Raw genomic sequence first — 25,886 nt, forward strand, 5'->3', positions numbered from 1 at the left:
ACCCGTACCCGGAGGGCTACGGGGGAGTTACGGAGGGCTGACGTGAGGCACAAGATGTGTGTGATGGGTGTGCGCACGTCCTGGCGCACCGTCGCCGATGGCGAGTTCTTCTGTCCGGACTGCGGCGGGGACCGCAACTACCTCCGCCGGACCGGTCGCCGCCGTCTCACCGTCCTCGGCGTCCCGCTCATGCCCCGCGGCGCCACCGGCCCGGTCCTGGAGTGCTCGGCCTGCCACGGCCACTTCGGCCCGGACGCCCTCGACCACCCCACCACCGTCCGCTTCTCCGCGATGCTCAGGGACGCCGTCCACACCGTCACCCTCGCGCTGCTGGCCGCCGGGGGCACGTCCTCCCGCGCCGTCCGCGACACCGCCGTCGACACCGTCCGCGCGGCCGGCTTCGCGGACTGCTCCGAGGACGAACTGCTGACCCTGCTCGCCGCCCTCGCCGCCGACACCGGCCGGCTCACCGGCACCTACGACGCGGTGACCGGCGGCCACTGCGCGCCCCAGGGCCTGGACCCGTGCGGCACCGCACTGGCCATCGAGCTCCACGAGGCGCTGGAACCGCTCGCCCCGCACCTCGCCCCCGCCGGCCGGGAGGCGATCCTCCTCCAGGGCGCCCGTATCGCTCTCGCGGACGGCTCCTACACGCCCGCCGAGCGCGAGGTGCTGAGCACCGTCGGCAGCGCCCTGACGCTCCGCCCCGCCGACACCAGCCGGCTGCTGGCGGCGGCGCGCACCCCGTCCTGAGGGGCGGGGCGGCCGGCCGGAGGCGCCGGCACCCACGTGACCGGCCCGCGGCGCGACGGCCGCACGGGAACCCGGACGACCCCGCCACCACAGCAGGGCGACGGGGCCGGACACCGGCAGCGGCCGGGCGGTTCAGGCCGGCGTCAGACGCACCGGCAGGCTGCGCAGACCGCCCGAGATGAAGCCGTCCGTCGGCGCCAACTCCTCCGGCGGCACGGCCAGTTGCATCCCCGGGAAACGGGCGAAGAGGGCCGGCAGCGCGATCCGCGCCTCCATACGGGCCAGCGGGGCACCCAGGCAGTGGTGGACGCCGTGGCCGAACGCCAGGTGCTCCTGACGGGTGCGCCGGACGTCGAAGCCGTCGGCGCTCTCGCCGTGGAACGCGGGGTCACGGCCGGCCGCCGCGTACGCCGGGAGGATCGCCTCGCCCTTGCGGATGGTGGGACCGTCCGGGATCTCGATGTCCGCCACGGCGAAGCGCAGCGGGAGCGCGGCGATGCTGGGTGCCCAGCGCAGCGTCTCCTCGATCACGTCGTTCCAGGGCACCTCGCCCGACAGCACCGCCGTGAGCTGTTCGGGGTGGGTGAGCAGGGCGTGCACGGCGTTGCCGAGGAGGTCGACGGTGGTCTCGTGACCGGCGCCGATGACGAGCAGGAGGGTGTCGAGCAGTTCCTGCTCGGTCATCCGCTCGCCCTCGTCGTCCCGCGCGGAGACCAGCAGGCTCGTCAGGTCGTCGGCCGGGTGCTCGCGCTTGGCGGCGACCAGGTCCGACAGCAGCGCATGGACGGCCGCGCCGGTGGCGGCGGCCTGCTCCGGGGTGGCCGTGGTGTCCATGATGGCCGCGACGAGGCGGGCGAGTTCGGCGCGCTGCTCGCCCTCCGGGAAGCCGAACAGCTCACAGATCACCTGCATCGGCAGCGGATGGTGGAAACGGGCGCGCAGGTCCACGGGCTCGCCCGCGGGGTGCGCGGCCAGGTCGTCCAGGAGGGCCCCGGTGATGGCCTCCACGCGCGGGAGCATGGCGTCGGTGCGGCGGGCGGTGAACGCCGGGGCGATCAGCTTGCGCAGCCGTCGGTGGTCGGCGCCGTACGCGGTGAACATGTTCGTGACGCCGATCCACGACTGCAGCCAGCTGCCGCGGATGTCGTCGCGCTGCCACAGGGGCCAGTGCTCCCGCGGGTTCTTGGAGACCCGGTCGTCGGTCAGCAGCTGCTTGAGCAGGGTGTGGCCGGTGACCGACCAGGCCTCGACGCCGCCGGGCAGCTCGGTGCGCGCCAGCGGGCCTAGCGCGCGGAGACGGGCGGCCTCTCCATGGATGTCGCTTCCGACCGGGTCGATGACGTAGGGCTGCTGTCCCTGTTGTGCCATGGAGTGGCTCCTGCCTGGTCGGGGGTGATCGGGGTGAAGCGGGCCGGGAGCGCGGCCAGCGCCCGGTGGAACGCGCCGTTGCGCCACTGCAACTCGCTCGCGTCCACGGCGAGTTCGATGTCCGACAGCCAGGCGGTCAGCCGCTCGATCGCAGTGGTGGCGATCAGCAGCGCATGCCGCTTCACGGGGCAGGCGTGCGGGCCCGCCGCCCAGGACAGGTGCGAGCCGCCGCCCCCGCCGGGGCCCGTCTGCGCGGTGGTGTCGAACTGGCTGTTGGCGGCCGCGTACGACACCATCACCAGCTGCCCCTTGCGCACCCAGGTGCCGTGGAAGAAGACGTCACGGACCGGGAAGTGCGCGGAGTAGTTGGTCAGCGGCGGGTCGTTCCACAGCACCTCGTTGATGGCGTCGTGCGCGGTCAGCGCGCCACCGGAGAGGGTGTGGTAGTAGCGGTCGTCGGAGAGCATCCGCGACAGCGCGTTGCCGATGAGGTTGGCGAGCGGTTCGTTGCCCGCGCCCATCGTGAGGATGACGTTGTGGATCAGTTCCTCGTCGTTGAGCGCGTTGGGGTGGTCCATGAACCAGGAGGTCAGGTCCGGCCCGCGCTCGGCCTTCTTCATGCCGACCAGCTCCATGATGTAGCTGGTGTAGGCCTCGTTGGCGGCCGCGGCCTCCTCGGGGGAGTTGCCGTCCAGCATGCCCCCGATGGCCGTGATCAGCCGGTCGCTGTACGAATCCGGCATCCCGAAGAGGTTGTTGAACATCAGCAGCGGGATCAGCCGCGCGTAGTCGGCGATCAGGTCGACCTCGCCGTGCGCGCCGAAGCGCCGGATCAGGGAGTCCGCGGCGTGGTGGACGCGGGCGCGCAGCTCGTGCGGCTCGACGAGCTTGAAGCTGTCGACGACCACGTCCCGGTAGCGGACGTGCGCCGGCCCGTCGGCGTAGAAGATGTTGGGGCGCCACATCAGCATCGGCATGACCGGCGAGTCCGCCGGGACCGTGGTCATCCACTCACGGGAGTCCTTGGACCAGGTGGCGTCGTCGTGCAGCAGGTCGAGGGCGGCCCGGTAGTCGGTGACCAGCATCGCGGTCACCTCCGGCGCGATCTCGACCGGCGCCAGCGCACCGAACTGGCGCAACTGGGCATAGATGCGGCGCGGATCGGCGGCGAAGTCCGGTCCGTAGAGCTTCACCGGGGTGTGGGCGTCGGGCCGGCCCGGCGCCTGCTGGTACGGGGCGGCGGCGTGCGCCGGGCAGCCCGGTGGCGGTGCGGCTCCCGGCTGGTGCGGGGAAGTCACGGGTTCGGGTTCTCCTCGGGGGTGTGGGCCAGGACGTGCCCGACCAGCGAGATCAGCGCGTCGACGGACTGCTCCCGGTCGCGGGCGTCGCACAGCACCAGCGGCGTCTCGGGGTGCAGATCGAGCGCTTCGCGGAGCTTTTCGGCGTCGTACTGGGGCGCGTCGGGGAAGGTGTTGACCGCCACCGCGTAGCGCAGCCCGGCTTCCTCGACGATGTCCATCACCTCGAAGGAGTCCGCCAGGCGGCGGGTGTCGGCGAGGACGAGGGCGCCCAGCGCGCCCCGGGCGATGTCCTCCCACAGGGGGCGGAACCGTTTCTGCCCAGGGGTGCCGAACAGATACAGCACCAGGTCCCCTGGCAGCGTCAGCCGCCCGAAGTCGATGGCGACGGTGGTGGTGGTCTTCTCCCGGACGCCGGCGAGGTTGTCGACGCCCGCGCCCGTCTGGGTCATGACCTCTTCGGTGTGCAGCGGCGGGGTTTCGGACAGCGCGCGGATGAGCGTGGTCTTGCCGACGCCGAACGGTCCCGCCACCAGGAGTTTGACCAGGGTCTGGTGCTCGCCGGAGAGGTACATGCTGCCGTTGCTCGCGTCGGCGTGGGCGCTAGGACTTGAGAGAGCGGAGTCCATCGAGAACCCTCTCCAGGATCTGTCGGTCGAATTGCTCGGCTTCGGGAATGGGGGCACGGGCCTTCAGCCGCCCGGCATCGACGAGGTCGGCCACCAGCACCTTCACCACGCTCACCGGCAGGTGAAGGTGGGCGGCGACCTCGGCCAGAGACAGCGCCCCGGGCTGCAACAGCTCCAGGATGCGGTGCTCCTCCGGGCGTACCTCGCTGGTGATCGGCATCCCGACGCTGTGCAGCAGGGTGAGCCGGTCCAGGGTGTTGCGGCTGGGGCGGGCGCGTCCGCCGGTGGCCAGATAGGCCGGTACGAGGCGCCTGCCGCTGCTCTGGCGCGGGGTCATACGGCGTTACCCGTATCCCGTGCCGGGCTGTTCATGACCTTGTTGCCCAGGGTCGTGACCTGGATCTGCATGTGGTGGGCGACGACGCCCATGTTCACCTCCGGACCGGCGAAGACGGCGAGGCAGGTGTTCTCGCCGGCGGGTATCGCGAAGACGAAGCCCTCGTCGGACTCGATGACCGTCTGCCGCAGCCGGGTGTCGTCCTTCCCGGCGAACGCCGCGGTCACGGCACGGCCCGCGCCCTGGAGCGCGGACATCATCGCGGCGACACCCTCGCCGGAGTCACGCTGCAGGCCCGGCGAGGCGCCCTCGATGAAACCGTCACCGGAGATCACGGCTGCGTGAATAACATGCGGCAACTCCATGAGGGGCGCCAGGACCCAGGACTTGTCCTCGGCGACACGGCGGCGGTTGGGGCTGTTCATTACTGAGCGTTCCCTTCGGGACTGCGAGGGGGTTCTGACTGGGCGGCTGCCCGGCCGGTTTCGGTACCGCGCTGGAGCGCGGCCCAACGGGTTCCGGTCTCTTCCGGGGAGCGCGGGGGAGCCGACTCGGTGCGCGGGGCACTCTCGTCGAGTTCGGACACGGGCTTACGGCGGCGCCGGCGCGGCAGCTCGCCCTCGGCCTGCGGGACGGGCGCCTCGTACGAGGCCGCGGAGGGCGTGGCGGGCCCGGACGGCGCGGCGGGGGCGGCAGCTGCCGGGGACGGCGTCGCGGCCCCGGTCGGCAGCGCGGAGCCGGTCCGGTCCGGCACCCCGGAACGGTGCGGCAGGGGAGCCATCACGGACATCGGCTGGGCGCTCTCGTCGAGGACGGTGAGGAGGGGGTCACCCGGGAGGTACACGACCGCCCGCACACCGCCGTACGGCGACGGCTCGACGTGGACCCCGAAGCCGTACTGGCGCACCAGCTGGCCGGCCGCCGCGAACCCGGACCGCGGCGGGTCGCCGAGCTGGGTGAGCAGCAGGTCGTCGTCGCCCGACAGCAGCTCCATCGCGGCCTTGATCTCGTCGTCGTGCATGCCGACGCCGTAGTCGTCGACGATGACCGAGGCGCCGCGGTTGCCCTGCTGCAGCGTGATGGTGACGGGAAGTTCACGGTGCGAGTGGTGCAGCGCGTTGGCCAGCAGCTCGGTCACCACGATCGCGACCGGCTCCACGGCCCGCGCCACCACGGCGACCGGGTCGCGCAGCTGGTTGCTGACCTGCACCCGCTCGTAGCCGCGCAGCCGGGAGGTGGCGCCGACGACCAGCTCCGCGAGGTAGGAGTCCTCACGGGTCAGGCCCGGCCACGCGCCGCAGACGACGCCGGTGGCCTGGACGCGCCGCAGCGCCTGCTCGTTGAGGAAGTCGGCGTTCAGCAGGTCCTGGGCGACGTTCGGGTCGTCGTAGCGGTGCTGCATCTCCTGCAGCGCCGACTGGAGCTGGTAGAGCAGCGCCTGGATGGTGGTGGTGGCGCCGCGCAGGGTGGACTGGGCGGCGGCGTCGACGCGCGCCCGCTCCTTGGTGATCGCGTCGCTGACCTGCTCCAGTACGGCGTTCAGCGCCTGGTCCGTCTCCGTCCCGGCGAACCGCGCGTCCAGCAGCCCCGGTACGGGCACATGCGGGTGGGCCAGCGCCAGCGTCAGGTCGGGGAGCCGGGTACCGGCCAGGTGCCGGATCTCGGCCTCGGTGGCGCGCAGCCGGGCCGTCAGCTCCGTATTGCTGTGGAGCGTGGCGCTGTTCTGTTCCTCAGCGGCGGACAGACGCGATCTCAGACCGGCGCGCTGCCCGCGCGCGCGGATCGAGAGCGCCGCCAGGACCACGGCGGCGGCCGTACCTGCGCTGAGGCACCACAACAGCGCCTCCGGTATGGATGTCATCGAGATCCTCAATTGGGGTACTGACGGGGTCGGCCGGCCTTCACGGCGTTGTGCTGCCGATCATCACGGGATGCTACCGGGCAGGTGACGTGCCGTGAGGGCCACTTCCCTCGAGGGACGGAGAAGTGCGGAAGGTCGCCTTCCGCCCGCGATGCCCCGGACCATAACGTGATGTGGCCCCGTCATCCAGTGGGATGGCGGGGCCTTTGTGTGCCTGGTGTGAACGGTAGGTGAAAGACGGTCAGGCGCCGGTGAAATGCGGGTTTTTGACGGCGTCGACGAACGCGGTCCAGGCGGTCGCGGGGAAGACGATCGCGCGGCCGTCAGGGGCCTTGCTGTCGCGGACGGGGACGATGCCGGGGATGTCGTCGGCGACCTCGACGCAGTTGCCGCCGTCCCCGTCGCTGTAGCTGCTCTTGCGCCAGGAGGCGGCGCCGGGGAAGTCGTGGGCGACCTCGACGCAGTTGCCGCCGTTGGTGTCGCTGTAGCTGCTCTTACGCCAGCGGGCGGCGCTCAGGTCGTACTCACGCATCGTCTGTAGTCCTCCACCGCCGATTCGATCAGGGCCCGGGACGCCTCCGGCGACAGTGCGGCGGCCCTGAGCAGATCGTAGTCCTGCTGTACGCGCTTCACCACGGCCGGATCGTCCAGCAAGTTCCCCGAATACACGCCTTCTGTATAGGCGGTTGGCGGGGCATCCTCGAACTCCATGAGCCGAATTGATTTGCCGATCACTGGATGCGCCCCCGCCGCGAACGGGAGGGTCTGCAGCAGGATTTTGCGCTCGCGTGAGAGCCGCACAATGTGCTCCAACTGGTCAGCCATGACGCCCGGACTGCCTACCGGTACCCGCAGCGCCGCCTCGTGCAGCACAGCCCAGTAGAGGGGTCGTGAAGCGTCCTTGAGGATGACCGTCCGGTCCACGCGGCCGCGTACCTTCTCGTCGATGTACTCGTCCGTCGCGAGCGGGTTGCCCGCGAGCAGCAGCGACCGTGCGTACGACGGTGTCTGGAGCAGCCCTGGCACGATCATGGGCTCGAACTCGCAGATTTTCGCTGCCAGCGGTTCCAGCTCCGCCGCTACTGCAAAATAATCCGGATACCGCTTGTCATCGATCAGCTTCCGCCAGGTCCGCTCGAAAAAGCCATCGGTTTGCAGGACTCCGTCGATCCGGATCGCCACATCCAACTGCGGCTTCCTGATCGCCTGCTCGAACTGGCCGATGTAGCCGCCGGACACGAAGACCATCCGGCCCAGCGCCTCTTGGGTTAAGCCCGCGTCCTCTCTCCGGCGCTTGAGCTCCGTGCCCCAGAATTCCCAGGCGGCCTGTCGCGAAGTATTGGCCATGGCCTACGTCCTTTCTCTGCCCGGCAGTTGCAGTGCCTGCGCCATTGCCCAGCCTAGTTCCGCACCGTCACGCTCTGAATGCGAACAGTGAAACCCCTCACGGAAAGTGCGGACGATCATGAACCAGCCCAAGGAAGTGGAAACCGTGACGACGGATCTGCGGGAAGCCCTCGCCCGCGTCGGCGTCGTGCTGCCTTCCCTGCGCCCCGACCCCGTCTCGTACGAGCATCGGTATCTGCCGCCACTCGTGGAGCTGGGGCGCTGCACGATGGACGTCGCCCGGCGGCTGGCCCGTGCGCTCGACGGGGCTCCGCCGGGCCCGGACGAGCCCGCGCCGCACCCGCAGGACACCGTCGCCGAGCGGCTGAGGATCGCGACCGCGTACGTCAATGCCCGCAGCAGGGGCGAGCGGGCCTGAGGGACGCCCGCCCCCGCCCATGCGCGAGAATGGCGCCATGAGTCTGTTCCGCGACGACGGCATCGTGCTGCGCACCCAGAAGCTGGGTGAGGCGGACCGGATCATCACGCTGCTCACCCGGAGTCACGGCCGGGTCCGTGCGGTGGCGCGTGGGGTGCGGCGGACGAAGTCGAAGTTCGGGGCGCGGCTGGAGCCGTTCTCGCACGTCGATGTGCAGTTCTATGCGCGCGGCAGCGAGCTGATCGGGCGCGGGCTGCCGCTGTGCACGCAGAGCGAGACGATCGCGGCGTACGGCGGCGGGATCGTCACGGACTACGCCCGCTACACGGCCGGCACGGCCATGCTGGAGACCGCCGAGCGGTTCACCGACCACGAGGGCGAACCCGCCGTACAGCAGTATCTGCTGCTGGTCGGCGGGCTGCGGACGCTGGCCCGCGGCGAGCACGAGCCGCATCTGGTGCTGGACGCCTTCCTGCTGCGCTCGCTCGCCGTCAACGGCTATGCGCCGAGTTTCGACAGCTGCGCACGGTGCGGGATGCCCGGTCCCAACCGGTTCTTCTCCGTGGGGGCGGGCGGGGTGACCTGCGGTGACTGCCGGGTGCCGGGGAGCGTCGTACCCTCCTCTGAGGCCATCGGGCTCCTCAGCGCGCTGCTGACCGGCGACTGGGAGACCGCGGACGCCTGCGAGGCCCGTCATGCCCGGGAGGGCAGCGGGCTCGTCACGGCGTATCTGCACTGGCATCTGGAGCGGGGCCTGCGTTCCCTCCGGTACGTAGAGAAATAGCGAACACCACCCTCAAGACACATACGCCCCTCAAGGCAAAAACGCCCTCAAGACACATAGGAGACGTGGGCCGCATGGCACGACGCGGGATTCTGGGCCGTAATCGACGTGAGTACGTGACGCCCGAGCCGCACCCTTCCGGTGCGCGGCCGCCGAAGATCCCCGGTGAGCTCGTCCCGAACCATGTGGCGGTCGTCATGGACGGCAACGGCCGGTGGGCCAAGGAGCGCGGACTGCCGCGCACCGAGGGGCACAAGGTCGGCGAGGGCGTCGTCCTGGACGTCCTCAAGGGCTGCATCGAAATGGGCGTGAAGAACCTTTCGCTGTACGCCTTCTCGACGGAGAACTGGAAGCGGTCGCCCGACGAGGTGAAGTTCCTGATGAACTTCAACCGCGATGTGATCCGGCGGCGCCGCGACGAAATGGACGCGCTGGGTATTCGCATCCGGTGGGTCGGGCGGATGCCGAAGCTGTGGAAGTCGGTCGTGCAGGAGCTCCAGATCGCTCAGGAGCAGACCAAGAACAATGACGCCATGACGCTGTATTTCTGCGTGAATTATGGCGGGCGGGCCGAGATCGCCGATGCGGCGGCGGCCATCGCGGCGGATGTGCGGGCCGGAAAGCTGGACCCGTCGAAGGTGAACGAGAAGACCGTCGCGAAGTACATGTACTACCCGGACATGCCGGATGTGGATCTCTTCGTGCGGCCGTCCGGTGAGCAGCGGACCTCGAATTACCTGATCTGGCAGAGCGCGTATGCCGAGATGGTTTTCCAGGACATTCTGTGGCCGGATTTCGACCGCCGGAACCTGTGGCAGGCGTGCCTGGAGTACGCGAAGCGGGACCGCAGGTTCGGCGGCGCGCAGCTGGCGGAGGGCGAAACCGCGACGTAGGGACGGCGGACAGACGGCGAAGGGCCGCCTCCGGTCGTCGGAGGCGGCCCTTCGCGCTGTCGTGTGCGTGCTGTCTGCCGCTACTGCTTCTCGGCGGCCCGTTCGGCGCACTCCCCGCAGGTCCCGAAGATCTCGATGGTGTGCGCGACGTCCCGGAAGCCGTGCTCCGCGGCGATCTGGTCGGCCCACTTCTCCACCGCGGGGCCCTCGACCTCGACGGCCTTGCCGCAGGCCCGGCACACCAGATGGTGGTGGTGATCGTCGGTGCTGCACCGGCGGTAGACGGCCTCGCCCTCGCTGGTGCGCAGTACGTCGACCTCACCGGCATCGGCGAGGGACTGCAGCGTCCGGTAGACGGTGGTCAGCCCGACCGAGTCGCCCTTGTGCTTGAGCATGTCGTGCAGCTCCTGCGCACTGCGGAACTCGTCGACCTCGTCGAGTGCGGCCGACACCGCGGTCCGCTGCCGCGTCGACCGGCCGCGTACCGGAGATCCCGCGCTCGTCGCCACCGTTGCCTCCCTAGGACGTCAGGACTTCCCCCTGCACGTGCGTCCCGCCATTGTGCCAGGTGATGACGGTGCCACCGGGGGAACGCTTACGCGTACGCCGCTGTGCTCACGCTACCCGCCGGCACCTGCCTGCCCGCGCTCATCCGGCCACGCTCACATCGTCCGGGGCGGCGCGGCCGCCGGGTACCTCCAGGGTGCACCCCTCGGAGCCCTCCGCGGCAGCCCTGGCGCGCTTTTTCGCGAGCGGCGCGGCGAGCGCCGTGAAGAGCACGAACAGTCCGATGGCGAACAGCACGATCGTGGCGCCGGAGGGCACGTCCACGTAGTACGAGGTGGCGGTGCCCGTAAGAGTGACCGCGACACCGATCGCGACGGCCACCGCGAAGGTGAGCGCGAAGCTGCGGCTGATCTGCTGGGCGGCCGCGACCGGGATCACCATCAGGGCGCTGACCAGCAGCAGCCCGACGACCCGCATGGCGACGGTGACGGTGACCGCGGCGGTGACGGCGACCAGCAGATTGAGCAGCCGCACCGGCAGACCCGTCACCCGGGCGAACTCCTCGTCCTGGCAGACGGCGAACAGCTGGCGGCGCAGGCCGATCGTGATCGCCAGCACCAGGGCGGCCAGGATGTAGATCGTCGTCATGTCCTGGGGCGAGACGGTGGTGATCGAGCCGAAGAGGTAGGTGCCGAGGTTGGCGTTGGAGCCGGCGTCGGAGAGGTTCATCAGCATCACGCCGCCCGCCATACCGCCGTAGAACAGCATGGCCAGCGCGAGGTCACCGCGGGTCTTGCCGTACCAGCGGATCAGCTCCATGACGACGGAGCCGGCGATGGCGACGGCGGTGGCCACCCACACCGGGCTGGTGTTGAGCAGGAAGCCGAGGCCGACGCCGGTGAGCGCGACATGGCCGATGCCGTCGCCCATCAGGGCCTGGCGGCGCTGGACGAGGTAGATGCCGATGGCGGGGGCGGTGACGCCGACGATCAGGGCGGCGATCAGGGCCCGCTGCATAAAGGCGTAGTCGAGGATTTCCATCAGCTCAGCAGCCCCGTCCGGATCGGTTCCGCCGCCGCGTCGGCGTGCGGGTGGACATGGTCATGGCCGGGCAGCGCATGCTGGCCCACGGCCTCGGGCGGCGGGCCGTCGTGGACCACGCAGCCGTCGCGCAGCACCACCGCGCGGTCGATCAGCGGCTCCAGCGGGCCCAGCTCGTGCAGCACGAGCAGGACGGTGGTGCCGCGGCCGACCTGTTCGCGCAGTGCGGAGGCGAGCACTTCCTGGCTGGCCAGGTCGACGCCGGCCATCGGCTCGTCCATGATCAGCAGGTCCGGTTCGCCGGCCAGCGCGCGGGCGATCAGCACCCGCTGGTGCTGTCCGCCGGAGAGCGCGTTGACGGAGTCCTTGGCGCGGTCCGCCATGCCGACCAGCTCCAGGGCGCGGTGCACCGCGGCGCGGTCGGCCTTGCGCAGGATCCCCAGCTTCGTACGGGCGAGCCGGCCTGCCGTGACGACCTCGCCGACGGTGGCGGGGACGCCGCCGGCCGCGGTGGTGCGCTGCGGTACGTACCCGATCCGGGCCCAGTCCCGGAAGCGCCGGAACGGCGTGCCGAAGAGGGCCAGCTCGCCGCCGGTGAGCGGGACCTGGCCGATCACCGAGCGGACGGCGGTGGACTTGCCGGAGCCGTTGGCGCCGAGCAGCGCGACGACCTCGCCGGTGCGCACCGCCAGGTCGACGCCGCGCAGTACGGGCCGGGCGCCCAGGGAGGCGGTGGCCCCGCGCAGGTCGATGACCGGCTGGCCGGGCGACTGGTTCATGGTGACCTCCGTCACGTGTGGTGCGGTCTCCGTCACTTGCGGGCGTCCGTCACTTGTCCGGTCTCCGCCGTTCGTCCGGTGTCCGTGGCTCGTCCGGTGTCCGTCACTTGCTGCCGAGCGCCTTCTGGAGCGCGGCGAGGTTGGCGCGCTGCACCCCGAAGTAGTCCCTGCCGCGGGACTTGTCGTTGATCCCCTCCAGCGGGTCGAGGACATCGGTCTTCAGGTGCAGGTCGCCGGCCAGGGCCTTGGCGGTGGCCGGGTTGGCGATGGTCTCGAAGAAGACGGTCGAGACGTGGTGCGCGGCGGCGAGGGTGTGCAGGTCCTTGATGCGGTGGGCGCTGGGCTCGGACTCGGGGTCGAGGCCGCTGATGGCCTCCTCGGTCAGGCCGTAGCGCTCGGCGAGGTAGCCGAAGGCCGCGTGGGTGGTGAGGAAGGTGTCCGAGGACCGCTTCTTCAGCCCGTCCCGGAACTCCTTGTCCAGCCCCTCCAGCTTCTTCACCAGCGCGTCGGTGTTCTTCTGGTAGTCGGCCCGGTGGTGCGGGTCGGCCTTGGCGAGGGTCTTGTTCACGCCCTCGGCGACCTCGGCGTACTTCACGGGGTCGAGCCAGATGTGCGGGTCGTCGCCGCCCTCGGACCCGGAGTGCGAGTGGTTGTCGCCGGTGGTGTGGTGGTGGCCGTCGACCTCGGTGCCGTGCTTTTCGAGGGAGGTGAGCGCGGCGGCGTCGGCGACGTGCTGGTTGCCGGACTGCGCGACGGCGTCGTCCACGGCGGGCTGCAGGCCCTTGAGGTAGACGATCGCGCCGGAGTCGCCGAGCTGACCCGTCTGCTTCGGGGTGAGCTCCAGGTCGTGCGGCTCGACGCCCGGCTTGGTGAGGTCGGTCACCTCGACGTGCTTCCCGCCGATCTGCCGGGCGAGGAATTCCATGGGGTAGAAGGACGCTGTCACCCGCAGCCTGCCGTCCGCGGTGCGGGCCCCGCCGGCGGGGGAGCAGGCGGAGACGGCCAGCAGGCCGAGCACCGAGACTCCGGCGAGGGCCGCGGTGGATATGTGACGGCGTATGTTCATGACACTCATTTTCAACAATGTTGGAAACGATTGTCAACAACGTCTGGGCGGGTGTGAGCGGGGCGACAACGGGGCGGGAACCGATTTGATCCAGAGGGTACGGCCGCCGGTACCCTGAACTATTCGCCCACCCGTCTCCCCACCACCACCCCCCATCGAGGCGTTCGGGCGCCGCCCATCCATCGTTCGTCGTCGTAATGAAGAGAGCACCGTGGCCGCCGACAAGATCGATACCATCGTCAGCCTGAGCAAGCGCCGTGGCTTCGTCTACCCCTGCAGTGAGATCTACGGCGGCTCCCGCGCTGCCTGGGACTACGGTCCGCTGGGCGTCGAGCTCAAGGAGAACATCAAGCGCCAGTGGTGGCGCGCCATGGTCACCTCCCGCGAAGACGTGGTCGGTATCGACTCGTCGGTGATCCTGGCCCCCGAGGTGTGGCAGGCGTCCGGCCACGTCGCCACCTTCACCGACCCGCTCACCGAGTGCACCTCCTGCCACAAGCGCTTCCGCGCCGACCACCTGGAAGAGGCGTACGAGGCCAAGCACGGCAGGCTTCCGGCGAACGGCCTCGCCGACGTGAACTGCCCGCACTGCGGCAACAAGGGCAGCTTCACCGAGCCCAAGCAGTTCTCCGGCCTGCTCTCCACCCACCTCGGCCCCTCGCAGGACACCGCCTCGGTCGCCTACCTGCGCCCCGAGACCGCGCAGGGCATCTTCACCAACTTCGCCCAGGTGCAGCAGACGTCGCGCAAGAAGCCGCCGTTCGGCATCGCGCAGATGGGCAAGTCCTTCCGCAACGAGATCACGCCCGGCAACTTCATCTTCCGGACCCGTGAGTTCGAGCAGATGGAGATGGAGTTCTTCGTCAAGCCGGGCGAGGACGAGAAGTGGCAGGAGTACTGGATGGCCGAGCGGTGGAACTGGTACCGCGACCTCGGCATCCGCGAGGAGAACATCCGCTGGTACGACCACCCGGCGGAGAAGCTCTCGCACTACTCCAAGCGCACCGCCGACATCGAGTACCGCTTCAACTTCGGCGGCACCGAGTTCTCCGAGCTGGAGGGCGTGGCCAACCGCACCGACTACGACCTGTCCGCGCACGCCAAGGCGTCCGGCCAGGACCTCTCCTACTTCGACCAGGAGGCCGGCGAGCGCTGGACTCCGTACGTCATCGAGCCGGCGGCCGGTGTGAACCGCGCGATGCTCGCCTTCATGCTCGACGCGTACATCGAGGACGAGGCGCCCAACGCCAAGGGCAAGATGGAGAAGCGCACCGTCATGCAGCTCGACCCGCGTCTGGCGCCGGTCAAGGTCGCGGTGCTGCCGCTGTCCCGTAACCCGCAGCTGTCGCCGAAGGCGAAGGGGCTGGCCACGGACCTGCGCAAGAACTGGAACATCGAGTTCGACGACGCGGGCGCGATCGGCCGCCGCTACCGCCGCCAGGACGAGATCGGTACGCCGTTCTGCGTCACGGTGGACTTCGACACCCTCGACGACAACGCGGTGACCGTGCGCGAGCGCGACACCATGAAGCAGGAGCGGGTCAGCCTGGACCAGATCCAGGCCTACCTGGGCGCGCGGCTGCTCGGCTGCTAGTCCCTCACGGGGCGGGCCGCTTTTCGCGGGGCTGCGCCCCTGCGCGTGACCTCAAGCGCCGGTCGGGCTCGGATTCTTCCGGGGCCGGCCGGCGCTTTTGTGCTCTCACGTCCGCCGCGGCGTGAGCCAGGCGCACAGGCCCGCCAGGGGGAGTTCCGCCCCGACGGCCATGGCGAGGGCGGTGGCCAGCTCCGTGCCGGGGGCCGCGGTGGCCAGGTCGAGGCAGGCGTCGGCGAGGAGCAGGACCGCCGCGGCGGCCGCGGGGGCGCGGTGGTGCGGGCCGCCGCGCAGCAGCCGGGTGCCGGCGGTGAGGAGGGCGGCAGCCTCCAGGGCGTCCAGGACGACCCAGGCGGCGGCCTCGGAGGGCGGCAAGGTGCCGGCGAGGTAGCCGAGCCAGGGGAGGAGGGCGAGCCCTGCGCCGGTCAGGATCCTGCCCTGCAGGCGGCGCGCCGCGGTGAGCCGTAGGGGTCCGCCGGTGCTGCCGACGGCCGGGCAACTGCCGCTGCTGAACGGGGTGTTGAAGGCGGTCAGAGTCATGGAAAGAGTCGCTTTCGGAGTCGTGAACCCGGCCCTCGGGCTCGTGATCAACACTCCGGTTTCCGCGGGCCACCGTCAGTAACGTCGCTGTCCGACTTGGGGTGGCACCAGCTACACCCCCGATGCGGACCCTGCTGTCATGGCCGCCGGACGAACCCGCCCCATACGGTTGGATCATGACCGTCCCGCCCCGGCTGCGCCGGGCCCTCGTCCGTATGCGGCGTGACCTCGCCTTCACAGCCGCCGGGATGACCCTGCATCTCATCCCGCTGGCGCTGCACGTCTGGGTGGTGATGCTGGCCCTCGGCACCGCGCTCGACCCGGACCCCGGGACGCCGGTGGTGCTGGCGTTCACGCTTCCCCTGCTGGTCGTCGCGGGCTGGGGGCTGACCGGGCCGCAGCGCTGGCGGTTCCGGGCGCTGTGCGGGGTGGAGCTGCCGCGGCTGCGGTTCACGGAGCTCAAGCGGCAGTTCGGCTACAACTTGCTGATCGGGCCGCTGCTCGGGGTGCTGGAATTCCTGCTGCTGGCACTGCTCTTGGCGGCGCTGGCGGCGTCGTCGGTCCTGGTGTGGGTCTGGGCGGTGTCGGCGGAGTGGCGGGGAAGCCACCCCGGCTACACCACCACGGGCTCCTACCTCACCGTGCTGGGGCTGGTGGCGCTCGCCGCGGTGCCGGCACTGGCCGCCGGACTCGTCCGGCTGGAGATCCTGGCCGGGCAGGCGCTGCTGGGCGTGAGCCGGTCCGACCAGCTGGCGCGCCGGGTCGAGGACCTGACCGAGAGCCGGGCCGGTGCCGTGGACGCCGCGGATGCCGAACGGCGGCGTATCGAGCGGGATCTGCACGACGGCGCGCAGCAGCGGCTGGTGTCGCTGGCGTTGAATCTGGGGCTGGCCAAGGCCACGCTCACGGATCTGCCACCGGAGGCGCGGGAGGTCATCGACGCCGCGCACCGCGCGGCGAAGGACGCGATCGAAGAGCTCAACAACCTGGTGCGCGGGCTGCATCCGGCCGTTCTGGACGAGCTGGGGCTGGACGCTGCGCTGTCCGGGCTCGCGGCCCGCGCCCCGCTGCCCGTCCGGCTGCGGGTGGATCTGCCGCCCGGCCTGCCGCAGCGCGCGGCACCGGCCGTCGAGACGGTCGCCTACTTCGTCGTCTCCGAGGCGCTGACGAATATCGCCAAGCACGCACGGGAGGCGACCCGGGCGGACGTGACGGTCACCCGGCTCGGCGGGATACTGCGGGTGGTGATCGCCGACGACGGTGTGGGCGGCGCCGATCCGTCCAAGGGGAGCGGTCTGAAGGGGCTCGCCCAGCGTGTGCGGTCCGTGGACGGAACCTTCCGGATGAGCAGCCCCGTGGGGGGCCCGACCGTGATGAACGTGGAGCTGCCGTGCCCGATGTGAGGCGTGCCGTGATCGCCGAGGACTCCGTGCTGCTGCGGATCGGGCTGGTCAAGGTGGTGGAGATGGCCGGGTTCGAGGTGGCGGCCGAGGCGGGGGACGCGCAGGAGCTGCTGGCGGCGGTCGGGGAACACCGGCCCGGCCTCGCGGTGGTGGACGTCCGGATGCCACCCGGCTTCACCGACGAGGGCGTGCGTGCCGCACTGTCGATACGTCAGCACCATCCGGAAACGGCCGTGTTGCTGCTCTCCCAGTACGTCGAGGAGCGCTACGCGGCCGATCTCCTCGCGGCGAACACCAGCGGCGTCGGCTATCTGCTCAAACAACGGGTCGCCGATGTCGAGGAGTTCATCGAGGCGCTGCGGAGGGTGGCGGCCGGCGGGACGGCGCTGGACCCGCAGGTCGTCGCCCAGTTGCTGGTGCGGCGGTCCAGCGATCCGCTGGAGCGGCTGACGGCCCGCGAACGGGACGTGCTCGCCCTGATGGCCGAGGGCCGCTCCAACGCGGGCATCGCCGCACAGCTCGTGGTGAGCGAGAGCGCGGTCGCCAAGCACATCAACAACATCCTCGCCAAACTGGACCTGCCCAGGGCGGACGCCGATCACCGCCGGGTGCTGGCGGTGCTGCACTTCCTCGGGGTGGGCGGTTAGGGGACACCCCCTGGGGCGGCGGCACGTCCAGTGGCTGGGTGCGCGGGAGCATCTGGCCGGGGCATCTAGTAGTCGAGCGCGGCGAACCAGTTGCCCCGGCCCTTGCGGGTGAGGTCGAGCAGGTGCCATACCGGGCTGAGCAGGTCGATGCCTCGCTGGTCGATGTCGTCGGACATCCGCGGGTGCACCGAGTAGACGTGGCGTACCGACCCGTTGTCGTCGCGGGTGAACACGGACACCGTCGAGTCCTGGTTGCCCTCGGCGTCCTCGCTGCCCAGGTCGTATTTGAAGGTCCCGGAGCCGGCGCTGAGCAGACGCAGATTCGTCCACTTCCGGTCCCGGGCGTGCGCGCGGAGCGCGGGCAGGCCGGCCGCGGCGACGATCGCGAGGTCGACGTTCTGCGCGAGGTGGCGGCCCACGCCGTTGAATCCGTCGAGCCACATCGTGCACATGGGGCACGGCTCGGTCTGCTTCTTGCCGTACATGAGGTGGTAGACGATCAGGTCACGTCCGGGCCGGGTGAAGAGTTCACTCAGCCGCACGGTCCGTGCCGGCGCGTCACCGGCCTCCAGATCAGCAGGGCCCTCCTCGAACACGTAGTCATCGACGGCGGGGCCCAGCGGCAGCCGCCGGCGCAGGTCGGCGACGCGTTCACGATGACGCATCAGCTCGATCTCGGCTTGCCGCAGCTCCTCGCGGGCGCTGACGTAGGCGGCCGGCTCCCCGGTGAGATTGGTCTGGCGCATCGCTACCCCTGGCTCAGCGGCTGGCTGGATTCTGGTGGGCATCCTCTGCTCCGGCGCCTCTGGCGCCTCTGGCTCACCAAACGTATGTCTGCGCACCGGTTCACCAGGCTGCGAAACGACAAGGACCGGGGCGGTGCACTCCTACGGATCAACCGGGGTCCACCGGGCCGGGCCTCGCTGCGGGTGGGCGCGGCCCGGCGCCGGGCGGTGCCGTCCGACCACGACCATTGCTTCGGCCCATCCTGATCACTAAGGTCATCCGGGTGACTGCCGGGTCGGCCATGGGCCATGCACGAGTGGGGTTCCCGGCCTCGGCGTGAGCGCGAGGCGGGCCAGAGCCCCGCCCCCTTCTTCGAGTCTTTCGCCTGGCGCCCCTGCGCGGCGCCCTTCCCAGCGGATCCCAAGACCCGGAGACACCCACACTCATGCCGCACGAGCTGAACAAACCGCACGAGCTGAACGACGTAAACGATCAGCAGTACCCGCAGGAATCCGAGCTGCCGACGACCTCCGTGCAGCTGAACCACACCGCCGTCTACGCCAGGGACCGGCAGCTGTCGGCCGAGTTCCTGGCCGTGATACTGGGGTTGACGGTCGGCGCTCCCTTCGGGCCGTTCCTTCCCGTGGACCTCGGCAACGGCGTGACGCTCGACTACTACGAGAAGCGTGACGAGCCGGTTCAGTCACAGCACTACGCGTTTCTCGTGCCTGACGAGCAGTTCGACCACATGATCGCCCGCCTGGAAGCGGTCGGGGTCACCTACTTCGCCGACCCCGGCCACACCGAACCCGGCCGGATCAACCGCCTGTTCGGCGGCCGCGGCGCGTACTTCGCCGACCCGGACGGTCACAACATGGAGATCATGACCCGGCCGTACGTCCGGCCCTAGCCGAGTTGCTTGATCGCTCGGCCGAAGAGGTATGGGGCAGCCCTTAGTTGGCCCAGGGTGGCGCCATGCTGCTGCCGTCGGCCAGCTCGGCGGTCAGGCCGGCACGGGTGGTGACCCACATCCGCGCCGGCTCGTCGGCCGGATTGGCCACCGTCAGTGCGGAGCCTGCGGGTGCCACCGCCGCATCTCCGGGGCCGAGTTCGGCGGTCTCGCCGTCGATGGAGAAGCGCAGCCGGCCGGACAGGACGTAGCAGGCCTCCTCCTGGCTGATCACATGAGCCGGGGGCACCGCTCCGGCCGGTACCTCGCACGTCCAGGCCGCGAGGTCCCGGCTGCCGGTGGCGGGTCGGACATGGGAGATCCGCGCGTGGCCGGGCGGCGACGCGCGCCGCCGACCAGGCGGCCCGGGCTGCCGTCGCGCCGTGGCAGGAGGCGCTGGGCGCGGAGCGCTTTGGCGCCCTCGCCGCCGACCTGGCCCGGCTTGCACCCAACGGCCCGATCCGTCCTGCCTGGTGAGTCGGGGCCCGGGAAAGTGCCGGGCAGGGGACCCTGTGAAAGTGCATGGTCCGGTCGCCTCAGGAAAATGCCTTGCCCGGGTGTGGGCGGCGGGGGAGGCTTCCGGCATGTCTGACCATCAGTCGAGTGGTTCGCAGGGGGTGGCCTCCCTCTTTTCCCGGGGGCGGCTGACGGCGATCCCGCGGAAGGCGGCCCGCCGCGAGCAGTTGCTCGCACATCTCGCGGAGACGCTGTTCGAGCGGGACCGGGAATACAGCGAGCGCGAGGTCAACGAGGCGCTGCTGACGGTGCACGAAGACTGCTCGGCGCTGCGCCGCTACCTCGTCGTGGCGGGCTTGCTGGCCCGGCCCAAGGATGGCAGCAGCTACCGGAGGGCCGGGTAGCGCCTTTTCCGCCGGGCCGGGTGTCCCGGGGGCGTCTGCCTTTGCGTGCCCGGGACTTCGCAGACAGGCGGCAGGCCCTCTGGCAGGTCCTCGCGGGCCCCGAAGCGGCGGCCGGTGTCGATAGGGTCGTTCCACGTACGGACACGGAGGAGCCATGAGAGCCCTGCAGACCGGCACGCTCCTGGTCGCGACCCTCGGCGCGGGCCTGATGGCCGGCCTGTTCGCCGCCTTCGCCTATGCCGTGATGCCCGGCCTCGGCCGGTCCGCCGACCGCACCTTCGTGCAGGCCATGCGGAATATCAACCGGGCGATCATCAACGGCTGGTTCCTGCTTCCCTTTCTGCTGCCGGTCCCCCTGCTCCTTCTCGCCACGGTCCTGGCCTGGAGCGGGCCCGGGCAGGCGGCCCTGCCCTGGATCCTCGCGGCGCTGGTGCTGTATGTGGCGGGCTTCTTCGTGACCGGCGGTGTCAACGTCCCGCTCAACAACCAGCTCGACAACGTGCCGGGCGACGCTCTCGACAACGCGGCGTGGGAGGGGAGCCCTCCTGGTGCCCCGGCCGGCCGGCCCGGTGCGCTCAAGGCCGCGCGGGAGAGCTTCGAGGGGCGGTGGGTCACCTGGAACATCGTGCGCGCCGTCGTCCACACCGCCGCCTTCGGCACGCTCGCCTGGGCCCTCTTCCTGCACGGCACGGCCGGCACGGGGTGAGACAGCTGCCCGAGGGCCGTGCGCGCCCGCGCCGCTCGGATCATCCCGCGCCGACCGGCGGTAAGTTCGGGCCTTATGACTTGGCTGCCTGACGACTTCGTCCACCCCGTCCACGTGCCCGTGCCCGGCACCGCGGTGCACCTGCGGCCGATCCGGGAGGCGGATACCGCGATCGACTACCCCGCCGTGATGGGCTCCCGCGAACGCTTGTGGGAGATCTTCGGCCCGGCCTGGGGCTGGCCCGAGGAGACGATGACCTATGAAGAGGACCGCATCGACCTGCTGCGGCACGAGAAGGAGATAGCCGCGCACCAGTCGTTCAACTACGCGCTGTTGGACGAGGAGGAGACGGCGATCCTCGGCTGCGTCTACATCGACCCGCCCGAGCGCACCGGTGCCGACGGAGAGGTCTCCTGGTGGGTGGTGGACGACCTCGTCGGCAGCGACGTGGAGCGCGCGCTCGACGCGCTGGTGCCGCAGTGGATCGCCGCCGACTGGCCCTTCCAGCAGCCCCGTTACCTGGGCCGCGACATCACCTGGCAGGACTGGCTCGCGCTGCCGCCCGCTCGGGAAACGTCCGAGGCGGGACCGGCTGAACCAACTGATCCCACAGACACGCCCTAGCCGCGCAGGCCTCGGAGGACCAGGTCGCGGACGGCCTCGAAGTCGGCGGTGATCTCGGGGCGGGACCACTCGGGGGCGTAGCACGGGTCGTGGAAGCGGCCGGTGGCGTCGAAGACGGCGCGGGCGGTGGCGGCGGGGGAGGGGGTGTGGAAGGTGCCCTGGCTGACGCCGGCTTCGATGATGGTGGTGAGTTGGGCTTCCAGATCGGTGACGTGCCGGTCGACCACGCCGCCGCTCTCGCCGATCAACGTCATGTAGGTGGCGAAGAGTTCGGGATCGTCACCGGCCTTGTGCCGCTTGGCCTCGAACAGGGCGGTCAGCCAGCGCTCCAGCCGCTCCGGAGCCGGCCCTTCCGTCGCGACGATGACCGAGAGTTCCTTGCTCGTACGGTCCAGCCAGCGCTCCGTGACCGCCTCCCGCAGCGCCGTTTTCGTACGGAAGTGGCGGTAGACGCTGCCATGGCTGACGCCCAGGGCGCGCGCCACATCGACGACCGTGGCCTTGGCCGGGCCGTAGCGGCGCAGTACCTCCTCGGTGGCTTCGAGGATGCGCTCAGGTGTCAACGTCTCGGGCGGCATGGGGTGGTCGGCCTTTCGGGAGGGGCGGGGTGAGGCGGGCTGGGCCTGCGAGCGGTCCCGGTGGCGCACCAGGTGGGTGTGCCGGTGCCGGCACCTGCGCCGGTCCGTAGGTGCGTGAGTCCATCGGACCCGTGGGCCCCTACGGATCCGTGCGCCGGGTCCGTAGGGACGGTACCTGTCCCTGCCCCGTACCCGCTCCGTCGGTCACGCTGCCCCCGGGGTCAGCGCTCGCTGTCCAGGTGGGCCATCTGGTCGGTGGGGTAGCGGTCACCGGCGGCGGCGTTCGGGGGGACGGCGCGTTCGATGGCGGCCAGATCGTCGGCGTCGAGGGTGACCTCCAGGGCGCCGAGTGCTTCGGTCAGCCGGTCGCGGCGGCGGGCGCCGACCAGCGGAACGATGTCCTCGCCGCGGGAGAGCACCCAGGCGATGGCGGTCTGGGCGACCGAGATGCCCTTCTGCTCGGCGATCTTGCGCAGTGCGTCCACCAGGTCGAGGTTGCGGTCGAGGTTCTCGCCCTGGAAGCGCGGGCTCCTGCCGCGGAAGTCGTTCGCGGCGAGCTTGCGGTCCCGGCTGAAGTGGCCGCTGATCAGGCCGCGGGACAGGACGCCGTACGCGGTGACGCCGATGCCCAGTTCGCGGGCGGTCGGCAGGATCGCCTCCTCGATGCCGCGGGAGATGAGGGAGTACTCGATCTGGAGATCGGAGATCGGGGCGACGGCGGCGGCCCGGCGCAGGGTCTCCGCGCCGACCTCGGAGAGGCCGATGTGCCGGACGTGTCCGGCCGCGACCAGCTCGGCGATGGCGCCGACGGTCTCCTCGACCGGGACATCCGGATCGAGCCGGGCGATCCGGTAGATGTCGATGTGGTCGGCGCCCAGGCGCTGGAGGGAGTACGCGGCGAAGTTCTTGACCGCATTCGGCCGGCCGTCATAGCCGGTGAAGCCGCCTTCGACCGTGCGCAGCGCGCCGAATTTGACGCTGATCTGCGCCCTTTCGCGGGCCGCCGCGGGGGCTGTGCGCAGGGCTTCGTTGATCAGCAGTTCGTTGTGGCCCATGCCGTAGAAGTCGCCGGTGTCGAGCAGGGTGATGCCCGCGTCGAGGGCGGCGTGAAGGGTGGCGATGGACTCGCCGCGGTCGCTGTCGCCGTAGAGGGCGGACATGCCCATGCAGCCGAGGCCGAGGGCGGAGGTCTGCGGGCCGGTGGTGCCCAGGGTGCGGGTCTGCACGGCGTGCTCCTGGAGTACGGGAGGGATGGGGGAAGGGAGGGAGGGGCGACGAGAGGTGCGGATGAGGGCGGTTGGCTGTCCCGCCATCACTATGACATGACGGCTGACAGATTTCAATATTTGTCAGCCGTCATATGAAAGTCGCGTCCCGGCCCTTCGTTCCCTCCCGCTTAAGTCCAGGTCAGCCCAGGTCAGCGCACCTGTCGGGGCAGGCACAGGGCGAGCGCCGTCGTGCCCGCGACGATCGCCAGTTGCGTCAGCAGGGCGGCGAGCATCGCGTCGCGGATGCCGAGGGACGGCATCAGGGCGAGGAAGAGGGTGCCGAGGGTGGCCACGCCCAGCGCGAGGCCGGACTGCTGGGTGGTGACCATGACGCCTCCGCCCACACCCGCCTGTGCCACCGGCAGTTCGCTCAGCACGATGCGCATCAGTACCGGCAGCACCAGGCCCTGCCCGAGGCCCAGCACGGCCATGCTCGACGCGAGGCCGGCCACCGATATGCCGGGCCAGCCCGTGTGCACGGTCAGCGCCAGGGCGACCAGACCGGCGCCCTGGATCAGCGAACCGGCGATCACCACCCGCCGCCCGAACCGCCCCACCAGCCGCGGACCGGCCAGCGAGGCGAAGAAGAACGTGACGCACAGCGGCGCCAGGGACAGCCCTGCCGCGAACGGGCCGTAGTGCAGCCCGTTCTGGAGGGCGACGGCCACGACGAACATAAAGCCGCCGAAGCCCACCGAGAACGGGATGATCATGGTGAGTCCGCTGTTCGCGGAGGGGATGCGCAGCAGCGAGGGCGGGACGAGCGGGGTGCGGCCGGCACGTTCGGCCCGGTGCTCGACGAGCAGGAACGCGGCGGCGGCGAAGGGGAACACGGCCAGCAGGACCCAGGACCACACGGGCCAGCCGGCCGCCCGGCCCTCGGTCAGCGGCAGCAGCAGCGTGATCAGGGTGGCGGCGAGCAGTGCGGTACCGGGGCCGTCCACCCGGCTCGGGTGCGGCGACCGGGTCTCGGGGACCGTACGGGCGGCCAGCAGCCAGGCCGCGGCGGCGAACGGGACGTTCACCAGGAAGACCGCGCGCCAGCCGGTGCCCGCCAGGTCGGCGGCGACCAGCAGGCCGCCGAGTACCTGGCCGACGGCGCTGGCGACACCGGCCGTGCCCCCGTACAGGCTGACGGCCTTGGCGCGCCGCTTGCCCGTGGTCGTGGCCTGGATGGTGGCCAGTACCTGTGGCAGCAGCAGCGCGGCCGCGGCGCCCTGGGCGACCCGGGCCGCCACCAGCGTTCCGGCGTCCGGCGCGAGACCGCAGGCGAGTGAGGTGAGGCCGAAGGTGGCCAGGCCCCACAGGAACAGCCGACGGCGGCCGATCATGTCGCCGAGCCGGCCGCCGAGCACCAGCAGCATGGCGTAGGCGACGCCGTAGCCGGCCACCACCATCTCCAGCATCGCCGGCCCCGCGTGGAGGTCGTGGTCGATGGTCGGCAGCGCGACGTTGACGATAAAGAAGTCGATCATGGGCAGGGCCGCGCCCAGCAGCACGGTCAGCAGGCCGAGCGGGGTCAGCGCGGTCGTGGCCGGCTGCTGCACGGCGGGGCCGGGGGCGGCCGGTACCGCTGGGACCTCCCGGGTCTCCGGGGCGGTCGGTGCCATCGGTGCGGCCGGCGCCCCCGGGGGCTTCGGGATCGCGGCATCCGCGAGGGCGGCCGGGGCTCCAGAGGGCGCAGCCGGGGCTTCCGCAGTGGTCGTCAGTGCTCGGGTATCGCTCACGGAACCGACGATCGTCGACCGCTCAGGCTGGTACCAGAGTGTTCTTATCCTGGTACCGGTGCTACCTGGCAACCGGCTCCGGACTGCGGCACCCTGGAGCCATGACCGTGGACACGCCCCTGACGCAGCCTGCCACAGGCCCTGCCGGCGACACCGCCTCGCGGCCCGCCACCGCTTCATGGCCCGCCGTCGGCCCACGGCCCGCCACCGCCCCGCGCGACGACGCCGCCCGCCGGGCCGAGCTGGCCGCCTTTCTGCGCAGCCGGCGGGAACGGATCACGCCCGAGCAGGTCGGGCTGCCGCGGGGCGCCCGCCGTCGCACCCCCGGACTGCGCCGCGAAGAGGTCGCGCACCTGGGCGCCGTCGGGGTCACCTGGTACACCTGGCTCGAACAGGCCCGGGACATCCACGTCTCGCCGCAGGTCCTGGACGCGGTCGCCCGTGCGCTGCTGCTCGACCGCGCCGAGCGCAGCCATCTGTTCGCGCTGGCCGGGGCGATCGACCCGACGCCGGGCACGGAGTGCACCGGGGTCACGCGCGAACTGCGGCAGATGCTGCGCCAGTTGGAGCCGTTCCCGGCCGTCCTCCAGAACAGCCGCTTCGACATCCTCGCCTACAACGCCACATACGGCCGTCTGATGTGCGACCTCGACGCGCTGCCCGAAGAGGACCGCAACTGCATGTGGCTGGCGTTCACCCACCCCGAGTGGCGGGCGAGCGTGGTCGACCTGGACGCCACGATGCGGGTGATGGCCGCCAAGTTCCGGGCGTCGATGGCCGAGCATGTCGCGGAGCCGGCCTGGAAGGCGCTGGTCGCGCGGCTGACGGAGGCGTCGTCCGAATTCCGGGAGATCTGGGCACAGCATGAAGTCATCCGCCCGATGAGTGCCGTCAAGCTCTTCCGGCATCCCCGGGTGGGCACACTGCAGCTGTCCGCGACGAGCCTGTGGACGGGGCCCAACCCCGGCCCCAAGCTGCTGTCCTACACACCGGTCGACGAGGTGACCCGGGAGCGGCTGGATCTGCTGGCGGCGGAGGCAGCGGAGGCAGCGCGGTCGGCCAGGCCGGCGGAGCCCACCGCACTCGTCACGGCCTGAGGGGCCCCGGGAGAGACACCCTGCCCCGGCCACAGCCCCCCGGCCCAGCCCCGGCCCCGGCCCCGGTCCAGCCCGGCCCAGACACCCCC

The 25,886-nt window shown here is 70.9% G+C and carries 30 protein-coding genes; 12 read left to right on the plus strand and 18 right to left on the minus strand.

Annotation, left to right across the window (positions count from 1 at the left end; genetic code table 11):
- The first annotated feature begins 54 nt into the window (after positions 1 to 54).
- Positions 55 to 753 (plus strand): TerB family tellurite resistance protein, encoded by a 699-nt coding sequence (locus ABZ851_RS06415; protein ID WP_361123759.1) that lies wholly within the window; start codon positions 55 to 57, stop codon positions 751 to 753.
- Between the two features lie 132 nt (positions 754 to 885).
- On the opposite strand, the gene ABZ851_RS06420 is transcribed toward ABZ851_RS06415, so the two are convergent.
- The 8 genes from ABZ851_RS06420 to ABZ851_RS06455 form a co-directional block, all read right to left on the minus strand.
- Complete coding sequence (locus ABZ851_RS06420) at positions 886 to 2,121, minus strand: cytochrome P450 (RefSeq protein ID WP_361122911.1); 1,236 nt, start codon at positions 2,119 to 2,121, stop codon at positions 886 to 888.
- Positions 2,037 to 3,419: a cytochrome P450 gene (locus ABZ851_RS06425; RefSeq protein WP_361122914.1), complete on the minus strand. Its 1,383-nt coding sequence runs from the start codon at positions 3,417 to 3,419 to the stop codon at positions 2,037 to 2,039. The genes ABZ851_RS06420 and ABZ851_RS06425 overlap by 85 nt, the downstream gene beginning before the upstream one ends.
- Complete coding sequence (locus tag ABZ851_RS06430) at positions 3,416 to 3,994, minus strand: ATP/GTP-binding protein (protein WP_361123763.1); 579 nt, start codon at positions 3,992 to 3,994, stop codon at positions 3,416 to 3,418. Before ABZ851_RS06430 ends, ABZ851_RS06425 begins: the two co-directional genes overlap by 4 nt.
- Positions 3,995 to 4,022: 28 nt before the next feature.
- Entirely contained in the window at positions 4,023 to 4,385 is a 363-nt protein-coding gene (locus tag ABZ851_RS06435) for a DUF742 domain-containing protein (protein WP_093492664.1), read from the minus strand.
- Positions 4,382 to 4,810 carry a roadblock/LC7 domain-containing protein gene (locus tag ABZ851_RS06440; protein WP_361122917.1) on the minus strand — a complete coding sequence of 143 codons (429 nt, stop codon included), beginning with the start codon at positions 4,808 to 4,810 and terminating at the stop codon, positions 4,382 to 4,384. Before ABZ851_RS06440 ends, ABZ851_RS06435 begins: the two co-directional genes overlap by 4 nt.
- The gene (locus tag ABZ851_RS06445; RefSeq protein WP_361122920.1) at positions 4,810 to 6,246 is read right to left on the minus strand and encodes an ATP-binding protein; all 1,437 of its coding nucleotides are present in this window, start codon (positions 6,244 to 6,246) and stop codon (positions 4,810 to 4,812) included. Before ABZ851_RS06445 ends, ABZ851_RS06440 begins: the two co-directional genes overlap by 1 nt.
- 241 nt (positions 6,247 to 6,487) lie before the next feature.
- Positions 6,488 to 6,778 carry a DUF397 domain-containing protein gene (locus ABZ851_RS06450; protein ID WP_361122923.1) on the minus strand — a complete coding sequence of 97 codons (291 nt, stop codon included), beginning with the start codon at positions 6,776 to 6,778 and terminating at the stop codon, positions 6,488 to 6,490.
- Positions 6,760 to 7,593 (minus strand): helix-turn-helix transcriptional regulator, encoded by an 834-nt coding sequence (locus tag ABZ851_RS06455; RefSeq protein ID WP_361122926.1) that lies wholly within the window; start codon positions 7,591 to 7,593, stop codon positions 6,760 to 6,762. Before ABZ851_RS06455 ends, ABZ851_RS06450 begins: the two co-directional genes overlap by 19 nt.
- 118 nt (positions 7,594 to 7,711) lie before the next feature.
- On the opposite strand from ABZ851_RS06455, the gene ABZ851_RS06460 reads away from it, so the two are divergent.
- The 3 genes from ABZ851_RS06460 to ABZ851_RS06470 all read left to right on the plus strand — a co-directional run bounded on the left by ABZ851_RS06460 (position 7,712) and on the right by ABZ851_RS06470 (position 9,688).
- Complete coding sequence (locus tag ABZ851_RS06460; protein WP_361122929.1) at positions 7,712 to 8,011, plus strand: hypothetical protein; 300 nt, start codon at positions 7,712 to 7,714, stop codon at positions 8,009 to 8,011.
- A gap of 37 nt (positions 8,012 to 8,048) precedes the next feature.
- Positions 8,049 to 8,795 carry a DNA repair protein RecO gene (recO, locus tag ABZ851_RS06465; RefSeq protein ID WP_361122932.1) on the plus strand — a complete coding sequence of 249 codons (747 nt, stop codon included), beginning with the start codon at positions 8,049 to 8,051 and terminating at the stop codon, positions 8,793 to 8,795.
- A 74-nt stretch (positions 8,796 to 8,869) separates the two neighbouring features.
- Positions 8,870 to 9,688 carry an isoprenyl transferase gene (locus tag ABZ851_RS06470; RefSeq protein WP_088797581.1) on the plus strand — a complete coding sequence of 273 codons (819 nt, stop codon included), beginning with the start codon at positions 8,870 to 8,872 and terminating at the stop codon, positions 9,686 to 9,688.
- 80 nt (positions 9,689 to 9,768) lie between these two features.
- Here ABZ851_RS06470 and ABZ851_RS06475 read toward each other — a convergent pair whose 3' ends face one another.
- The 4 genes from ABZ851_RS06475 to ABZ851_RS06490 form a co-directional block, all read right to left on the minus strand.
- The gene (locus ABZ851_RS06475; protein ID WP_088797580.1) at positions 9,769 to 10,197 is read right to left on the minus strand and encodes a transcriptional repressor; all 429 of its coding nucleotides are present in this window, start codon (positions 10,195 to 10,197) and stop codon (positions 9,769 to 9,771) included.
- A gap of 139 nt (positions 10,198 to 10,336) precedes the next feature.
- Positions 10,337 to 11,236 (minus strand): metal ABC transporter permease, encoded by a 900-nt coding sequence (locus ABZ851_RS06480; RefSeq protein WP_093492666.1) that lies wholly within the window; start codon positions 11,234 to 11,236, stop codon positions 10,337 to 10,339.
- Positions 11,236 to 12,015 (minus strand): metal ABC transporter ATP-binding protein, encoded by a 780-nt coding sequence (locus ABZ851_RS06485; RefSeq protein ID WP_361122937.1) that lies wholly within the window; start codon positions 12,013 to 12,015, stop codon positions 11,236 to 11,238. The genes ABZ851_RS06480 and ABZ851_RS06485 overlap by 1 nt, the downstream gene beginning before the upstream one ends.
- Before the next feature lie 103 nt (positions 12,016 to 12,118).
- Positions 12,119 to 13,081: a metal ABC transporter substrate-binding protein gene (locus ABZ851_RS06490; protein WP_361122940.1), complete on the minus strand. Its 963-nt coding sequence runs from the start codon at positions 13,079 to 13,081 to the stop codon at positions 12,119 to 12,121.
- A gap of 211 nt (positions 13,082 to 13,292) precedes the next feature.
- Here ABZ851_RS06490 and ABZ851_RS06495 point away from each other — a divergent pair, with 211 nt between their 5' ends.
- A complete protein-coding gene (locus ABZ851_RS06495) occupies positions 13,293 to 14,675 on the plus strand; it encodes a glycine--tRNA ligase (RefSeq protein ID WP_361122943.1) in 1,383 nt (460 codons plus the stop codon).
- 105 nt (positions 14,676 to 14,780) lie between these two features.
- Here ABZ851_RS06495 and ABZ851_RS06500 read toward each other — a convergent pair whose 3' ends face one another.
- Positions 14,781 to 15,212, minus strand: a complete 432-nt coding sequence (locus ABZ851_RS06500) for a hypothetical protein (protein WP_361122946.1) — start codon at positions 15,210 to 15,212, stop codon at positions 14,781 to 14,783.
- Positions 15,213 to 15,388: 176 nt separating this feature from the next.
- Between ABZ851_RS06500 and ABZ851_RS06505 the strand changes: the two genes are divergently transcribed.
- Positions 15,389 to 16,615 carry a sensor histidine kinase gene (locus ABZ851_RS06505; RefSeq protein WP_361122949.1) on the plus strand — a complete coding sequence of 409 codons (1,227 nt, stop codon included), beginning with the start codon at positions 15,389 to 15,391 and terminating at the stop codon, positions 16,613 to 16,615.
- Between the two features lie 8 nt (positions 16,616 to 16,623).
- Positions 16,624 to 17,262, plus strand: coding sequence for a response regulator transcription factor (locus ABZ851_RS06510; RefSeq protein WP_361123766.1), 639 nt, complete (start codon positions 16,624 to 16,626; stop codon positions 17,260 to 17,262).
- Between the two features lie 65 nt (positions 17,263 to 17,327).
- Here ABZ851_RS06510 and ABZ851_RS06515 read toward each other — a convergent pair whose 3' ends face one another.
- Positions 17,328 to 18,008 (minus strand): DUF899 family protein, encoded by a 681-nt coding sequence (locus tag ABZ851_RS06515; RefSeq protein ID WP_361122952.1) that lies wholly within the window; start codon positions 18,006 to 18,008, stop codon positions 17,328 to 17,330.
- Positions 18,009 to 18,433: 425 nt separating this feature from the next.
- Between ABZ851_RS06515 and ABZ851_RS06520 the strand changes: the two genes are divergently transcribed.
- The gene (locus ABZ851_RS06520) at positions 18,434 to 18,898 is read left to right on the plus strand and encodes a VOC family protein (protein ID WP_361122955.1); all 465 of its coding nucleotides are present in this window, start codon (positions 18,434 to 18,436) and stop codon (positions 18,896 to 18,898) included.
- A gap of 43 nt (positions 18,899 to 18,941) precedes the next feature.
- Here the strand turns inward: ABZ851_RS06520 and ABZ851_RS06525 are convergent, their stop codons facing one another.
- A complete protein-coding gene (locus ABZ851_RS06525; protein ID WP_361122958.1) occupies positions 18,942 to 19,523 on the minus strand; it encodes a cupin domain-containing protein in 582 nt (193 codons plus the stop codon).
- On the opposite strand from ABZ851_RS06525, the gene ABZ851_RS06530 reads away from it, so the two are divergent.
- The 3 genes from ABZ851_RS06530 to ABZ851_RS06540 all read left to right on the plus strand — a co-directional run bounded on the left by ABZ851_RS06530 (position 19,522) and on the right by ABZ851_RS06540 (position 21,127).
- Positions 19,522 to 19,797 carry a DUF2087 domain-containing protein gene (locus ABZ851_RS06530; protein ID WP_361122961.1) on the plus strand — a complete coding sequence of 92 codons (276 nt, stop codon included), beginning with the start codon at positions 19,522 to 19,524 and terminating at the stop codon, positions 19,795 to 19,797. The two genes, ABZ851_RS06525 and ABZ851_RS06530, sit on opposite strands and share 2 nt — an antisense overlap.
- Positions 19,798 to 19,951: 154 nt before the next feature.
- Entirely contained in the window at positions 19,952 to 20,503 is a 552-nt protein-coding gene (locus tag ABZ851_RS06535) for an anthrone oxygenase family protein (RefSeq protein ID WP_361122964.1), read from the plus strand.
- A 75-nt stretch (positions 20,504 to 20,578) separates the two neighbouring features.
- Positions 20,579 to 21,127, plus strand: a complete 549-nt coding sequence (locus tag ABZ851_RS06540) for an N-acetyltransferase (RefSeq protein WP_361122967.1) — start codon at positions 20,579 to 20,581, stop codon at positions 21,125 to 21,127.
- Here the strand turns inward: ABZ851_RS06540 and ABZ851_RS06545 are convergent.
- The 3 genes from ABZ851_RS06545 to ABZ851_RS06555 form a co-directional block, all read right to left on the minus strand.
- Positions 21,124 to 21,705 carry a TetR family transcriptional regulator gene (locus ABZ851_RS06545; RefSeq protein WP_361123769.1) on the minus strand — a complete coding sequence of 194 codons (582 nt, stop codon included), beginning with the start codon at positions 21,703 to 21,705 and terminating at the stop codon, positions 21,124 to 21,126. The genes ABZ851_RS06540 and ABZ851_RS06545 overlap by 4 nt on opposite strands.
- A gap of 221 nt (positions 21,706 to 21,926) precedes the next feature.
- Positions 21,927 to 22,931: an aldo/keto reductase gene (locus ABZ851_RS06550; RefSeq protein WP_361122970.1), complete on the minus strand. Its 1,005-nt coding sequence runs from the start codon at positions 22,929 to 22,931 to the stop codon at positions 21,927 to 21,929.
- Positions 22,932 to 23,122: 191 nt separating this feature from the next.
- A complete protein-coding gene (locus ABZ851_RS06555; protein ID WP_361122973.1) occupies positions 23,123 to 24,700 on the minus strand; it encodes an MFS transporter in 1,578 nt (525 codons plus the stop codon).
- Between the two features lie 101 nt (positions 24,701 to 24,801).
- Here ABZ851_RS06555 and ABZ851_RS06560 point away from each other — a divergent pair, with 101 nt between their 5' ends.
- Positions 24,802 to 25,797 carry a helix-turn-helix transcriptional regulator gene (locus ABZ851_RS06560; RefSeq protein ID WP_361122976.1) on the plus strand — a complete coding sequence of 332 codons (996 nt, stop codon included), beginning with the start codon at positions 24,802 to 24,804 and terminating at the stop codon, positions 25,795 to 25,797.
- The last annotated feature ends 89 nt before the right edge of the window (positions 25,798 to 25,886 follow it).

The sequence above is a fragment of the Streptomyces sp. NPDC047049 genome (genome assembly GCF_040643995.1).
In the GTDB taxonomy this organism is placed as follows: Bacteria; Actinomycetota; Actinomycetes; order Streptomycetales; family Streptomycetaceae; genus Streptomyces; species Streptomyces mooreae.